Annotated in this window: 19 protein-coding genes; 13 read left to right on the plus strand and 6 right to left on the minus strand. The window is 67.8% G+C overall.

Translation table 11 applies throughout. The annotated features are described in order from the left end of the window. The 3 genes from WDW90_RS17725 to WDW90_RS17735 form a co-directional block, all read left to right on the plus strand. Nucleotides 1-262 (plus strand): beta-barrel domain-containing protein (locus tag WDW90_RS17725; RefSeq protein ID WP_488803308.1); only part of this gene is annotated, 262 nt, incomplete at its 5' end. A gap of 50 nt (nt 263-312) precedes the next feature. Continuing rightward, nucleotides 313-1326, plus strand: a complete 1014-nt coding sequence (locus WDW90_RS17730; protein WP_336488744.1) for a M23 family metallopeptidase — start codon at nt 313-315, stop codon at nt 1324-1326. Nucleotides 1327-1463: 137 nt separating this feature from the next. Then, the gene (locus tag WDW90_RS17735; protein ID WP_336488745.1) at nt 1464-1646 is read left to right on the plus strand and encodes a hypothetical protein; all 183 of its coding nucleotides are present in this window, start codon (nt 1464-1466) and stop codon (nt 1644-1646) included. On the opposite strand, the gene WDW90_RS17740 is transcribed toward WDW90_RS17735, so the two are convergent. The 3 genes from WDW90_RS17740 to WDW90_RS17750 all read right to left on the minus strand — a co-directional run bounded on the left by WDW90_RS17740 (nt 1613) and on the right by WDW90_RS17750 (nt 3397). Beyond that, a complete protein-coding gene (locus tag WDW90_RS17740; RefSeq protein ID WP_431311064.1) occupies nt 1613-2314 on the minus strand; it encodes a DNA-3-methyladenine glycosylase family protein in 702 nt (233 codons plus the stop codon). The genes WDW90_RS17735 and WDW90_RS17740 overlap by 34 nt on opposite strands. Before the next feature lie 147 nt (nt 2315-2461). Further along, nucleotides 2462-3001, minus strand: a complete 540-nt coding sequence (locus WDW90_RS17745) for a hypothetical protein (RefSeq protein ID WP_336488810.1) — start codon at nt 2999-3001, stop codon at nt 2462-2464. 93 nt (nt 3002-3094) lie between these two features. Further along, complete coding sequence (locus WDW90_RS17750) at nt 3095-3397, minus strand: hypothetical protein (protein WP_336488746.1); 303 nt, start codon at nt 3395-3397, stop codon at nt 3095-3097. Between the two features lie 14 nt (nt 3398-3411). Here WDW90_RS17750 and WDW90_RS17755 point away from each other — a divergent pair, with 14 nt between their 5' ends. The 5 genes from WDW90_RS17755 (at nt 3412) to WDW90_RS17775 (ending at nt 5258) form a co-directional block, all read left to right on the plus strand. Next, nucleotides 3412-3588 carry a hypothetical protein gene (locus WDW90_RS17755; protein WP_336488747.1) on the plus strand — a complete coding sequence of 59 codons (177 nt, stop codon included), beginning with the start codon at nt 3412-3414 and terminating at the stop codon, nt 3586-3588. 25 nt (nt 3589-3613) lie between these two features. Next, nucleotides 3614-3970 (plus strand): hypothetical protein, encoded by a 357-nt coding sequence (locus WDW90_RS17760; protein WP_336488748.1) that lies wholly within the window; start codon nt 3614-3616, stop codon nt 3968-3970. A 192-nt stretch (nt 3971-4162) separates the two neighbouring features. Then, on the plus strand, nt 4163-4474 hold the full coding sequence (locus tag WDW90_RS17765) for a hypothetical protein (protein ID WP_336488749.1): 312 nt from the start codon (nt 4163-4165) through the stop codon (nt 4472-4474). A gap of 164 nt (nt 4475-4638) precedes the next feature. Continuing rightward, complete coding sequence (locus tag WDW90_RS17770; protein WP_336488750.1) at nt 4639-4842, plus strand: hypothetical protein; 204 nt, start codon at nt 4639-4641, stop codon at nt 4840-4842. A gap of 104 nt (nt 4843-4946) precedes the next feature. After that, on the plus strand, nt 4947-5258 hold the full coding sequence (locus tag WDW90_RS17775) for a hypothetical protein (RefSeq protein ID WP_336488751.1): 312 nt from the start codon (nt 4947-4949) through the stop codon (nt 5256-5258). A 135-nt stretch (nt 5259-5393) separates the two neighbouring features. Here the strand turns inward: WDW90_RS17775 and WDW90_RS17780 are convergent, their stop codons facing one another. Then, nucleotides 5394-5603, minus strand: a complete 210-nt coding sequence (locus tag WDW90_RS17780) for a cold-shock protein (protein ID WP_336488752.1) — start codon at nt 5601-5603, stop codon at nt 5394-5396. A gap of 524 nt (nt 5604-6127) precedes the next feature. Between WDW90_RS17780 and WDW90_RS17785 the strand changes: the two genes are divergently transcribed. Further along, nucleotides 6128-6319 (plus strand): hypothetical protein, encoded by a 192-nt coding sequence (locus tag WDW90_RS17785; RefSeq protein WP_336488753.1) that lies wholly within the window; start codon nt 6128-6130, stop codon nt 6317-6319. A 225-nt stretch (nt 6320-6544) separates the two neighbouring features. On the opposite strand, the gene WDW90_RS17790 is transcribed toward WDW90_RS17785, so the two are convergent. Together WDW90_RS17790 and WDW90_RS17795 are read right to left on the minus strand one after the other, a co-directional pair. Further along, complete coding sequence (locus tag WDW90_RS17790; RefSeq protein WP_336488754.1) at nt 6545-6814, minus strand: hypothetical protein; 270 nt, start codon at nt 6812-6814, stop codon at nt 6545-6547. Between the two features lie 270 nt (nt 6815-7084). Further along, nucleotides 7085-7294, minus strand: coding sequence for a hypothetical protein (locus WDW90_RS17795; RefSeq protein WP_336488755.1), 210 nt, complete (start codon nt 7292-7294; stop codon nt 7085-7087). 612 nt (nt 7295-7906) lie between these two features. On the opposite strand from WDW90_RS17795, the gene WDW90_RS17800 reads away from it, so the two are divergent. The 4 genes from WDW90_RS17800 (at nt 7907) to WDW90_RS17815 (ending at nt 11074) form a co-directional block, all read left to right on the plus strand. Next, entirely contained in the window at nt 7907-9331 is a 1425-nt protein-coding gene (locus WDW90_RS17800; protein WP_336488756.1) for a replicative DNA helicase, read from the plus strand. Further along, nucleotides 9328-10248 carry a DUF1376 domain-containing protein gene (locus WDW90_RS17805; RefSeq protein WP_336488757.1) on the plus strand — a complete coding sequence of 307 codons (921 nt, stop codon included), beginning with the start codon at nt 9328-9330 and terminating at the stop codon, nt 10246-10248. The genes WDW90_RS17800 and WDW90_RS17805 overlap by 4 nt, the downstream gene beginning before the upstream one ends. A gap of 129 nt (nt 10249-10377) precedes the next feature. Further along, nucleotides 10378-10728: a hypothetical protein gene (locus WDW90_RS17810; RefSeq protein ID WP_336488758.1), complete on the plus strand. Its 351-nt coding sequence runs from the start codon at nt 10378-10380 to the stop codon at nt 10726-10728. After that, nucleotides 10697-11074: a hypothetical protein gene (locus WDW90_RS17815; RefSeq protein WP_336488759.1), complete on the plus strand. Its 378-nt coding sequence runs from the start codon at nt 10697-10699 to the stop codon at nt 11072-11074. Before WDW90_RS17810 ends, WDW90_RS17815 begins: the two co-directional genes overlap by 32 nt. The last annotated feature ends 1035 nt before the right edge of the window (nt 11075-12109 follow it).

Here is a 12109-nt window from a genome sequence, read left to right on the forward strand (position 1 = left end):
CCAGCGCACCACCCCCGAGATCAAGGGCGTCGTCAAGCTCGTCTCGGCCGACGTCACCCAGGACAAGGACGATAAGTCGGGCCAGTCCTTCTACAAGGCCACCATCCAGGTCCCGGCCGCCGAGCGCGCCCGGCTCGGCGAGGTCACCCTGGTGCCCGGCATGCCCGTCGACGCCTTCCTGCAGATCGGCGAGCGCACCGTCATCTCCTACCTCACAAAGCCCATCCTCGACCAAATCGCAAAGGCCTGGCGCGAACACTGACCCCGCCCAGGCATCGACGTCACACGCCGCGAGCCCGACCGAGAAAGGACATGGCCATGACGATCCGCTACCCCGTCCTGATGAGCGCCGCGCTTCTCGCGGCTCCCGCCGCGAGCGCCGACGCTCTCTCGCTCAGGCTGCCGCTCGCCTGCGAGATCGGCCGGACCTGCTTCATCCAGCACTACGTCGACCGCGATCCCGGCAGCGGCGCCCGCGACTACACCTGCGGCAGCCGCACCTATGACGGGCATGACGGGATCGACATCAGGCTGTCGAGCCGGCCCGCCGCGGCCGGACCGGCCGGCGCGGTGCTCGCCGCCGCGCCCGGCCGGGTGCTGAGGACGCGCGGCGACGCCGCCGACGTGTCGGTGCGCGAGACCGGGCGGGATGCCGTCGCGGGCGTCGAGTGCGGCAACGGCGCCGTGATCGCCCATGCCGACGGCTACGAGACGCAGTATTGCCACCTCGCGAAGGGGAGCCTGACGGTGCGCCCGGGCGATACCGTGGCGGCCGGCCAGGCGATCGGCCAGGTCGGCCTGTCGGGCGCCAGCGAATTCCCGCACCTCCACTTCACGCTGCGCCGGAACGGCCGCATGCTCGATCCGTTCGCGCCGACCGCCCCCGCGGAGGCCTGCCTCCCGGCCGGCGCGCTGCCGCCGGACAATCTCTGGGACGCGTCCGTGCAGCCCGCCCTCGCATACCGCGCCGGCGCCGTCCTCAATGCGGGCTTCTCGGGCGGCCCCGTCGGCATGGCAGAGGTCGAGACGGAGGCGACAGGGTCGGTCGAGCCGGCCTCCGGCGCGCTGGTGGCCTGGATCCGCACGATCGGTCTCGACACGGGCGACGCGCAGCGCCTCGTCCTCCAGGGACCGGACGGTCGCGTGCTGGCCGAGAACGCGGACAAGCCGCTCGCGCGGCCACGGGCGCAAACCCTGATCTTCGCGGGCAAGAAGCGGCCGGCGGCGGGATGGGGCCCGGGCACCTACACGGCGACCTACACCGTCTGGCGGGCCGGGTCGGTCGCCCTGCAGCACAGCTTCTCGACGACGCTGGCGGCGCGGTAGATCCCGGTCGCGCGGCGTGGCGGCCGGTTCGACCGCCCTGCCGCGCCGGCTGCGCCGCGGCCACCGAGGCGGTCCGGCGGATCGTCCCGCGCGGCGGGCGCGTTGAACCCAGAACGGGGGCAAGCGGAGTTGTCTCCATGGAGAAGCCGAGAATCGCGCCGAACGACCCGGTCGCCGAGGGCGCCCACACCCGGGCGCGCCGCATCCGCAAGGATGCCTGCCCCTACCCGCTCAATTCCCCGGAGCGGGCCGCCTGGATGGAGGGCTACGACGGCAGGCCGCGGGATTACGGCGCCGACCGCCCGCAGACCTCCGCCTGAGCGGGCGCCAGAGCGGGCGCCAGAGCGGGCCCTTGGGCGGCCGAGGCGGCGACATCCCGGATCGCCCAGGCGTAGCGGGCAAGGATCGACCGGTAGGGCGCGAAGGCAGCGGCCACCGCGCGGGTATCGTCGCGGCCGGTCAGGCGGCGCAGGCAGCCCACCGCCGCGACGTCGCCCTCCGGCCAGATGTCATGATCGAGGCAGTGGAAGATGCCGACCATGTCGGCCGTCCACGGGCCGACGCCCCGGATGCCGCGCAGGATGGCGGAGCGCTCGGCATGCGGCATGGCCGCGAGATCCGTGCCGAGCAGCCCGGCCGCGTCGGCCTCCCGGATCGCCTGCAGCGCCCGCACCTTGTTGCCCGAGATGCCGCAAGCCCTGAGGACGGCCTCCTCGCCCGGCACGAACAGGTCGCGGGGCGCGAGGCCGCGCGCGCCGGCGGCGGCCTCGACCCGCGCCCAGATCGCCGCGGCGGCCCTCACCGAGAGCTGCTGGTTGACGACCTCGACGAACAGGCGGTCGGCGACGGTCCTATGGCGCGGGGCCGAGATCGCAAGCGGACCGACGCGCTCGATGGCGGCCCGCAGCGGCTCCGAGACGGTGGCCGCCACGCGGCGCAGATGATCGTAGATCTCCGGATCGAGCATCCCGGCAGCCTGCGGCGTCACGCGGGGCGCGCACGGACCCGGCGGCGAGCCGGGGCGGCTGCCGATGCCCGCGCCGGGCGCTCGCGACCGGGAGCCTCGCTCGCATGCGCTTCGCTTGCACGCCTCTTCGATCCGGGAGAACGCCCGCGCTCCGGCGGCGTTCCGCCCTCACCCGACCTCCTCGACCTCCCGCGGCAGGCCGAGCCAGGCCTTCAGCTTCGCGCCGAGCGGGCGCGCGCTCGCCCGCGACCGCTCGGCCTCGCCGCGCGCCGCCCGCATCCGGCCCGCGACCTCGTCGAGCCCGAGCGGATCCGCCTGCCGCCCGATGGCGAGCGCCCCTTCCAGGATCCGGATGCCCTCGCCGAGCGGAACGCAGTTCGCGAGCGGCGCGTCGAGATCGATATGCGCCCGGATGTAGGCTGCCCGGCGAGCCTCCACCTCGGGGCTGTCGGCGCAGGCGAGCCGGTTGACGAAGGGCATCAGGCGCTGCCGATCGGCCTCGCCGGCCTCGTCGTTGAGCCGCAGGGCGAGCCGGCAGATGGGGCGCGAGAAGCATTCCGGCAGATCGAGCGGCGACTTCACCGGCCGGTACGGGAAGCCGCACGCCACCACCGCCGCCTCGTTGATGCAGGTCCCGCCATCCGGACCTGGAAAGGGATGAGAGCCGCGCTTCAGGCTCCAGTTCAGGATGTGGTCGAAGCTGTCCATGGTCAGCACCTCGGTTGCTGCCCCCGATCCGCAACGATCCTCCCGGCGAACGCGTCCGTCCATAACATGCCTCAAGGGCGCGCCGGCGCGGGCTCAGCCGTCCGGGGTCAGCACCGAGATCAGGGCGTTGCCGAACCGCGTCGCGGGCCGGACCTTCGCGGCATGCTCGATGCGGGCGATGATCTGCGACCCGTCGCCGTTGCAGAACGTCTCCACGATGTCGCCGGGCATCAGGCCGAGGTCGCGTCCGAGCAGATCGTGCACGGCCGCGAGGTTCTCGTCCGTGTCGATGGTGAAGCCGAAGGATTGGTGCGGCTTGTAGAACAGGACCCGGTCTCCCGGCCGGAGAAGGGTCTTGATCGTCTCGAAACTGACGTTCGGCGCACGCTCTGGCACCCTGCGAGCCTCCGGTGATCCCTGCCCGCGGGGTTTTTGCCGGGCGGATCCGCGGCGTCAATGCCCACGGTCCGCATAAGGCCGGCCCCGGGCCCGATCCTGCGGGCCTCGTCAAGCCCCGCCTCGCCAAGCCTCGCCTCGCCAAGCCTCGCCTCGCCAAACCCCTCAACGGCGCCGCCGCGGCGGTGTAGGATCCGTCGCGAGGAGGCGCCGCCGATGAGCACGACAGGCACGCCGCCCGAGCGGCTGGCGCGGGTTTCCGAGCTTGCGGCGAGGCTCGCCGAGAAGACTCTGGCCGATCGGATGCTCGAGCACCCGACCCCCGACGCGACGCTGCGGGCCCTCGCGGACGCGGCGCTCCTGCTGGACGCCCACGGCCAGCCGATCCCGCCGCTCGCCCTCGAACTCCTGACGCGCCTGTTCGAGGAGCGCCGCGGCGAGGCCGGCGCGGCGGACGCCGTCGCCGCCGACGAGCCCCCCTCGGAAGGAGGCTCGGACGCCGCCCCGGAGGAAGCGCCTGGCCGCAGGCTGATGCGGCTGTTCCGTGCGCTCCGCCCGGGGGCGAAGACCTGAACCGCCGCCAAGGCTCCCTCGACCGCCGAGCCGCCCTCCGCTGAGCCCGTCGCCGCCCGTGCGGCCGCGATTTCGCGCTGCCGCGGGCCGCGCAGCCCGGCATCCGCATCGGGCGAGTGTGATCGACCTCACAGAAGGTCGCCGCGCCCTTGGGGCAAGCCTCGCGGAATTCTTTATCCATTCGAGGTCGCCATGAGGACGTCGACGTCGCGGTTGCCGGATCTTGCCGAGGTGGAGGACTACGTCGCGGAGGGCACGCACCTGCTCCGTGCCGGGGCGGAGCGGCTGGATTGCCTCCGCCGGGACGGCGCCTGCGAAGCCGAGCAGCGCTGGGCCGCCGACATCCTGGCGGCCATGGAGCGCATCCAGGTTCTGCTCCAGGATCATCATTCGCGCCTGGCGCGGGCGGACGCGGTCCAGCCCGTCACCCGCCCGGCTCCGGGGAGCCGCCGCTGGTGGCCGGTCGCGGACCACCGCAGCGAGGGCGTGGCGCGCAGCCGCTGAACCCCGTCCCGGCGCGCCGCCCCGATCGGAGATGATCAATCGAGGAGAGGGCCTATATCGCCGATTGCTGTATTAGTCAAAATAACAACCGAGGGTTATTATCGATCATTTAGGAATGTCCGGCTAGACATCTTGTCCAAGCTTCGCGGTCGAGAGAGAATGCCATGGTCCTCCATCTCCACCTGTCGCGCTCCTACGAGGCGAAACGCGCCGGGCGGCCGGCCGCGAAGCCCGTGACCGAGGCCTCCATCAGGGAGGCGCTCATCCGCAGGAGCAGGCCGCGCTTCCATGCCGGCCACATCCTGGTCCTGCTGCCGCTGGCCGGCGCCTTGCTGTTCATCGCCCGCCTGATGCTCATGCGGCCGTGAACCGGCCGCTCCCGCATGCCCGGGCAATCCGTTCCGGCGGCCACCCGGGGCGCCGCACTCGCGAGGCCGCTATCCCAGGACGGGCGGAGCGGCTACACTCCGCCATGAGCAACGTCATTCGACCCGATTTTGGCCGGAAGCCTGCCGACGAGAGCCCTGGCGAGGCGCCATTCGTCTTTCAGGCCCTGCATGTCTTCGGCGATGCCGCGGGCTACCGAGTCTGCCTTGTGCACGATGAGGGGGCAGCGGAGGGCGACGTCCTGAAGGTCGTCGTCGGCCGGGTCGGAGGCTGCGATTTCGAGCCCGTCTCGATCCTTCCCAACACGCAGGACGGCAGGAGCGATGCGGCCTCGGTCGGCCTCGCGATCCTGCGCACGCTCGAGATCATCGAGAACGCCCCGTCCAGCGCCGGATAAGCCATCTCGAACCGTCGGGCCCGCGGCCGCGCTCCGGACGATCCAGAGCCCCGTGGGCAGCGCGAGCCGGTGCCGGAAACGCAAGAAGCCGCCCCGGACGGGGCGGCTTCGAAGCGGGGCGCGAGCGCGCCGGGCTCAGGCGGCCTGCAGGTTGCCGGCCGACTGCTTGCCCGAACGCCGGTCAGTCTCGATCTCGTAGGAGACCTTCTGGCCTTCGACGAGGTTGCGCATGCCGGAGCGCTCGACGGCCGAGATGTGGACGAACACGTCCTTGCCGCCGTCATCGGGCTGGATGAAGCCGTAGCCCTTGGTCTCGTTGAACCACTTCACGGTTCCTGTGCTCATCAGTCGTTCCATATCTGTGCTGGCGATCGAACGGGCCAGCGCATGCACTGCAGGGGCCCGGTCTCTTGTCGTCGAAATGTGGGAGAATACAGTACGCGCGCCTGTCAAGGCGATACGGCCGGATATCTGGCCAGAGATCGATTCCGATTTTCTACGCCATCCTGGCGATGTTTTCAAGCATCGGCCGGCTGACGCGAAAAGCTGCACGACATCAGAGCGTAGCCGGGCGTCTCTCGGCCCCGTCCAGCCCGATGCCGCGCTCGTGTGTTGTCCGGCGGCGGCCTCGGCGTCATATCGCGGTTCGGACGGTCGCGATCCTGCCGGTCGCGGCGCGTCGGTTCGGCTCGATCGGAGACGGCCACGACGCCGGGACGGGGCGAGACCGGATCTGCGAGCGCTCCGCCTGCCCTCCGTGGCCGTCGGTGTGCATGGACCGGCTCCCGAAGCCGGCCGGAGCTTCGCAGAGACGCGCTGAAATCGGGTCGGCCGTGGCAGTTGCGGGGTCGGGGGGCCATATCGGGACCATGAGCACCGATGCGATCTATCCCTACACCCTCGAGATCAGACCCTGCGAGGAGCCCGAGGGCCACTTCACCTGGGTGATCCGCGAGCGCGGCAAGCTTCTTCAGCGCTCGGACAAGCCGCATTCGTCCGAGGCCCTGGCCCGGAAGAGGGGCGAGGCCGAGATCGAGCGGCTACTCGGACCGGGACGCTGAGGACGCCGCCGGTCGCGTGAGACCCGCGCCGGGATGACCGGGCGCGGACGAGGCATCCTCCGATGGCTTAGGCTGCCGCCGCGAGCGATGGCGGCCGGGGAAGCTCCGGCACGTGGGCGCCGGGGCTTCCTTGAGCCCGGCCTGCCGGCGAGGCCTTGGCTGCGGGGCGCGACGACAAAACCTCGCGCTCCGAGCCCGGGCCCCGCCGGCGCGGGATCGCCGCGATCAGTGGGCCCCGGTCGACGAGGCGCCCGCCTTCGGGGCGCCGGGCGCCGCTCTGGTTGCGCCGGACGGCGCTGCCGTGGTGGCACCCGTCGCGGTGCCGGTCGTCGCGGCGCCGTCCTTGGCGGGCATGCCCTTCTCGGTATTGCTCTTGACGCTGCCGGGATTGTTCAAATTTTTCTCGGCGCTACCGGCCGCGCCCGTCTGGGCCAGGGCGGCACCGGACAGCGAGGCGAGCAGTACAGCCGCCAGAGCGACACTCTTCCTATGCATGACGTTCTCCCTTGACGCGAACCAGGATCGCGAGCCGGCGGCCTGCTTCGGCCCTCCGACGGCGGTTGGTCTTCACCAACGCGATCAGACTGTGCCTGTTCGGATGAACGCGGACTGAGGTGCGCGCCGGGTCGCCGTTCAGGGTGGGCCGAGCCCATGCGAGCGCATCGTCGGCCGGGCCTCACCGGTGCGCGAGCGAACGAGGCCGGCTCCGAGACGCGGCCGGACTCCCGGCCCTCGCCGGCCTGCCGGCGCGAGCCGTGGCTGCCCTCAAACGAGCGGACCGGGCCTGCCCATGCAGGCGCCGCGCGAACGGAGCGTATCGGGCAGCTTGCGCGTCCGGCGAACCCGCGCGGACGCCCGCATGAAGGTCGCGTAGTTCTCGGCGTCGTCCAAGCTCAGCCCGCTCACGACGGGATCGTGCCCCTGGATCACCGAATGGGTGCCGTCGCACCCGAGCTTCACGCTGATCTTCGACATGCGGCCTCCTCCGAGAGGGGCGCTCGCTCCGGCGCCACGGTGCCGGCACGCGCCATAGCCGCCTAACGGCTGACGACGGACTTGGTTCGGTTCCGACCCTCGATCCGGGCATCGCGACGATCCGGTCTCTCGGCGAGTTCCACAACCCGGCCGAACGGTCTCGACGGCATCACGGGCAGCGGTGCCGTGCGTTCGAGGCTTTCGCGGACGTCGCGTTTTTTCCGAACCACCCGGCCGACTTGCAGGTGATCGTCAGGGACGGGTGATCGTCAGGGGCAGGTGATCGTCAGGGCAAGCGACCGCGACGGCAGAACCGCCGGCGGCTTCGGCGACGCGGTCCATCCGTGAGGAGATGGCTCCGACGCTGCTGCCGGCCCGAGCGCAGCGTTCTCCGCGGTCGGGACGGCGATCAGCGGTGACGGCCCTCCAGGCCGCGACGCCGCGTCGAAGCGGCGTCTCGCAGATCGGAAGCTTTGGGAAGAATGGTGGGCGCACTAGGGTTCGAACCTAGGACCCGCTGATTAAGAGACTGCGGAACAGCGAGTTTCTACAAGGGCCATTTCGACATCTTCCCTTTTCGTTCCAGCATTGATTGGAAAGGGAAATTCCGTTTTGTCGAAACAGAACTCAGGACCGCTCTGCTCCAACGAAGTGACCTCTCCGCACGCCTTTGACGCAGAGCAGGCACTCCTCGGCTCAATCCTGCAAAACCCAGATGCGCTCGACCGGGCTCGGGAACACGTCCGCGGCGAGGACTTCATCGATCCCGTGCACCGGCACCTGTTCGAAGTCATGGGTCAACGCCGAGATGCCGGCGAGCCCATCGACCTCCTGCTCATGACGGCGGCTCTTGGAGATGCCGACGTCGGGGGAATGACCCTTCGTGCCTACCTGATCAAGCTATTTACTGAAGCAACCACGGTCAGCGGCGCACCCGGCTACGCCAAAATGATTCGTGACGCCGCGCAGATGCGCCGGATCCTTGAGACAGCGAAAGCCGCCGTAGCCGAGATGACGGCCGGCTCGGTGCACAGCCCGACCGCCTACGCCACCTTCATGATCCAGGAACTCGACGAGGTTGCGAGCGCTGGCCTAGCCGAGCACGCCCGCTGCGTCACGCTCGGGCAGAGCGTCGGCAGCGTAATCGCGCGCGTCCATCAGGCGCGAGCGGGTCTCACGCCGCGGAGCGTGCCTTACGGCCTGCCGAGGCTCGATCACGCGACCCTCGGGATGCGACCAGGGCAATTCATCGTCGTGGCCGGGCGCACGGCGATGGGGAAAACGACGGTCGCCATACATATCGCGATCTCGGCGGCTCGCGGCGTCGGTCCCGTCGGAATGTTCTCACTCGAGATGGTTGCAGACGAACTGTCTGAACGCGTGCTTTCCGCTGCCGCCTACGACCCCTATGCACAGGAGCCGATCACGTACCGGGCGATCGCCGAGGGCCGCGGGCTATCCGAGCAGGCCGTAGAGCGGCTCCAGGAGGCCGAGCGGGTCTGCGCGGGGATTCCGGTCTGGATCGAGCAGCAGGCCGGTCTCACGCTAGCTCAGATCGCTGCCCGGGCCCGGCAGATGCGGTCGCGGGCCGAGCGCCAGGGCGTGCCACTGGCGGCGCTGCTCATTGACCACATCGGGCTGATCCGCCCCTCGAAGCGCTACTACGGCAATCGCGTGCAGGAGATGACCGAGATCACCGCTGGCCTAAAGGGGCTGGCCAAGGAACTTGGCGTCCCGGTGCTTGGCCTCAGCCAGCTCAACCGAGAGGTCGAGAAGCGCCAGGACAAGCGCCCGCAGCTCGCGGACCTGCGCGAGAGCGGTTCGGTCGAGCAGGATGCCGACGTCGTGCTCGGCTTATATCGGGAGGCCTACTACCTTGAGCATAAGGCCGACCGGACCGATGTCGAGGAAGACCGTCTCGCGCGCTGCCTGAACACTCTTGAGATCGAGATCCTGAAGCAGCGCTCCGGGCCCACTATCCGGATCGAGTGCTTCTGCGACGTCGCTTGCAACGTCCTGTCGGAGATGGCGCGATGAAGGGCGAGTTCTACAAGATGGATTACGAGGCATGGGACACGGGCACCGTGGACCTGCCCCTGGAGCTTGAGGCGGCGTACCTGCGCCTCTGTCACCAGATGTACCGGACCGGCCATCCGGTTCCGAATTCGATCAAGCTGCTACAGGGCCTGTTCCGCTGTGGGCACATCAAGGCCGCCGCGCTCCTCCGGCGCTTGATTGAGGCAGGCAAAATCCAGGTCAATGAGCAGGGCCAACTAACCAACAGCCGGGTGAGCCGGGAGCTCCTAGCCCGGGAGTCATTGTCGAGTAAGCGCCGCGTAGCGGGCGCGTTGGGCGGGACTAACAGCGGAGTCAGTGGTGCCAAGCCATTGAAAAACAAGGAAGTGGATGCAGCAATTGCTTTGAGACTGCTAACCAGAGGAGAGGAGAAGAGAGAAGAAAAACCCCCTACAGTCCCCCAGGGGACAGAGGCAGCCGGCTTTGAGGAGTTCTGGTCCGCTTACCCGGAGCGGGGGGGCGACAATCCACGAAAGCCTGCAGCCGAGGCATACGCCGCGGCAGTGCGGCGAGGTGTGACGCACGCCGCGATCATGGCAGGCATCGAGGCGTACAGGGCCGAGCTTACGGAGGCACAAAAGATCGGTACCGAGTTCGTGGCGCACGCCGCTACATGGTTGAGAGAAGAACGATTCAATCGGTGTGGTGCCAAGCCGCAGAAGACCGGGAATGACCCCTATCTCGCCAAACTCGCCGACGATGACTGGCGCGAGCACATGCGGCGCTGGAAGGCGACCGGTGGCCAGTGGACGTTAGCTCAGAAGTCTGAGCCGCCGGATAGCCAGCAGACGAAGGTGCCACTGCATATTCTGCTTGAGTTCGGCATCGGGCTTACCCCATCGCGCCCGCTAATCAACCTGCTGACGGGGGTAGGCTGATGAGCGATGGCCTGCATACGTGCACCGAGGCCCTCGAGGCACGATATCTCTCGTATCCGAGGCGGAGGCATCCGCCGTGATCAGGAAAATGGATCTGTACTGTGGCCGAAGACTGGTCAAATAGTTTGGATGAGCCGCGCTCGCTTTGAGATCGCAAGCGGGCTTTGCCTGTATAATAACTTGGGCTGCTTGGTAGGTGCCGAGATGGAGAGAGCGCGCTGGGACGAAACTCATCCACAATTCTACGACGACTTCGAGGAGCTGTTTGACGAGAATCCGTATGCGGATTTGGTTTACTGGAGCAAGGTTGCGTACTGGACGATCGAAGAAGGAACCGCTCTGTCGTATGGTTGTGAACCGCGTGTAGTTAACTGGGATGCCCTTGAGGGCAGCGAATACCCCTTCGCTGCCATTTACGCGGTCCGGAGAGATCTCGCGATGCGGGCTCGTGACATGGGCCAGCTTCAGGAAAAAAAATGAACCAACGGCGTTCATCAAGTGGACGAAAGGACTCGATGTGCCCTTTTGCCCTGAGCTTGAGAAAGCCGTCTATGCAAGAGTCAAGGCTGAGAAAACCACGCGAACGTCGGGTAGCGATACCCTCAACCCGAAGGAGAAGCAGAGCCTGCAGAAGCTTGTGCTTGGGCTCGCTGTTGTTGCTTACCGGTACGCGCCTAAGCAAGGACCCAGCAAGATATACCAAGAAATCAAGAAGGACTTAGAAGACGAAGGCATCGTACTAGACGTGGACACCGTGCGCAAACACCTGATCGCGGCCGACGAAGCGTTCCGTCACTTGATCGAAGAGAAAGAGAAAGACTCCTGACCGAAATCGGCCTCGGTCAAACCGAGTTCGGCCACCGGTCTCCCGCCCGAGCCTACAAGGTGCCCGTCCACCACGAGACGGGAGGTCTACCATTGGAAAGTAAAGCTCATTCAGGTTCGGGGCCTCTGGAGATGACAGGGGTTCCCGAGCTGTTCCGTCCACATGAGTTCAATCGGCAACAGGCTGATCGCAACACTTTATCCCAGAGCCCGGCCCTCAGCCCGCCGGCCCCGTCCGGATACTGCAAGGGGCACGCCTCGGCTCTGAGGGCGGGCGGCCGGCAGTGAGCGCATCGCCTGCCGCAAGCAAGGCCGCGCACGTCGCCGCTCGTCACAATCGGCTACAGTGGCGTGTTCATGCCTTCAAACTCCGACGGTTGACCGCCGGACTGCACCGTGGAAGCCGGGAACGCCACGAGCGCGTGCGCACTCGCAGGATCAAGCGCAGCAGCCGATCACGGTCCAGGTGCTCCGAGCGCGCCGAGACTGACGGACCGTTTGCAGCCGATCGGCTAAGCAACACCACAGCCTAAGTAGCCTCGGCGCGTCGTGACCGGCTGGCTTAAAGCTGGGCTGTCCCGGACAACTTCAGGGCCAGAGGATTTGGACATCCTCCGTGGCTAAACGACGGGCACGGAGTAGTCGTGCTGAGGCAGCGCCAGATCGGGGTTAGGGTCACACGGTCGGCCGCAATGATGAGACGGACCAGGTAGATCTTAGAGGAACCGCCTCGCGATCTTAGGTCCCGATACCCGCACCGAATGTGGATCGTCTCACGGTCAGTAAATGGAGGATTATGCCTGATAAAGATAGAGGATCACACTCAACTGAATCTCAAGGGCAGCATCCAGCAGGCAGGGCGATGCCAGAGTAAAGTGATCACCAGCAAGTGATCACCAGTAAATCGACTTCACTCTCTGGAACAAGAACCCAGAACCTCGATCTCTACATTCGCTCCCTCTCCGAGATCATTCGAGATCGCTCCGCTCAAGGATGGTCGGTTAACCTCTTGACCATCATGCCCGACCGGATCAGT

Source organism: Methylobacterium nigriterrae, assembly GCF_037106235.1.
Taxonomy (GTDB): Bacteria; Pseudomonadota; Alphaproteobacteria; order Rhizobiales; family Beijerinckiaceae; genus Methylobacterium; species Methylobacterium nigriterrae.

Coding starts and splice junctions, on each gene's coding strand:
- WDW90_RS17730 (WP_336488744.1), top strand. CDS start 313: ATGGCCATGACGATCCGCTACCCCGTCCTGATGAGCGCCGCGCTTCTC.
- WDW90_RS17735 (WP_336488745.1), top strand. CDS start 1,464: ATGGAGAAGCCGAGAATCGCGCCGAACGACCCGGTCGCCGAGGGCGCC.
- WDW90_RS17745 (WP_336488810.1), bottom strand. CDS start 3,001: ATGGACAGCTTCGACCACATCCTGAACTGGAGCCTGAAGCGCGGCTCT.
- WDW90_RS17760 (WP_336488748.1), top strand. CDS start 3,614: ATGAGCACGACAGGCACGCCGCCCGAGCGGCTGGCGCGGGTTTCCGAG.
- WDW90_RS17765 (WP_336488749.1), top strand. CDS start 4,163: ATGAGGACGTCGACGTCGCGGTTGCCGGATCTTGCCGAGGTGGAGGAC.
- WDW90_RS17770 (WP_336488750.1), top strand. CDS start 4,639: ATGGTCCTCCATCTCCACCTGTCGCGCTCCTACGAGGCGAAACGCGCC.
- WDW90_RS17775 (WP_336488751.1), top strand. CDS start 4,947: ATGAGCAACGTCATTCGACCCGATTTTGGCCGGAAGCCTGCCGACGAG.
- WDW90_RS17780 (WP_336488752.1), bottom strand. CDS start 5,603: ATGAGCACAGGAACCGTGAAGTGGTTCAACGAGACCAAGGGCTACGGC.
- WDW90_RS17785 (WP_336488753.1), top strand. CDS start 6,128: ATGAGCACCGATGCGATCTATCCCTACACCCTCGAGATCAGACCCTGC.
- WDW90_RS17790 (WP_336488754.1), bottom strand. CDS start 6,814: ATGCATAGGAAGAGTGTCGCTCTGGCGGCTGTACTGCTCGCCTCGCTG.
- WDW90_RS17795 (WP_336488755.1), bottom strand. CDS start 7,294: ATGTCGAAGATCAGCGTGAAGCTCGGGTGCGACGGCACCCATTCGGTG.
- WDW90_RS17805 (WP_336488757.1), top strand. CDS start 9,328: ATGAAGGGCGAGTTCTACAAGATGGATTACGAGGCATGGGACACGGGC.
- WDW90_RS17810 (WP_336488758.1), top strand. CDS start 10,378: ATGAGCCGCGCTCGCTTTGAGATCGCAAGCGGGCTTTGCCTGTATAAT.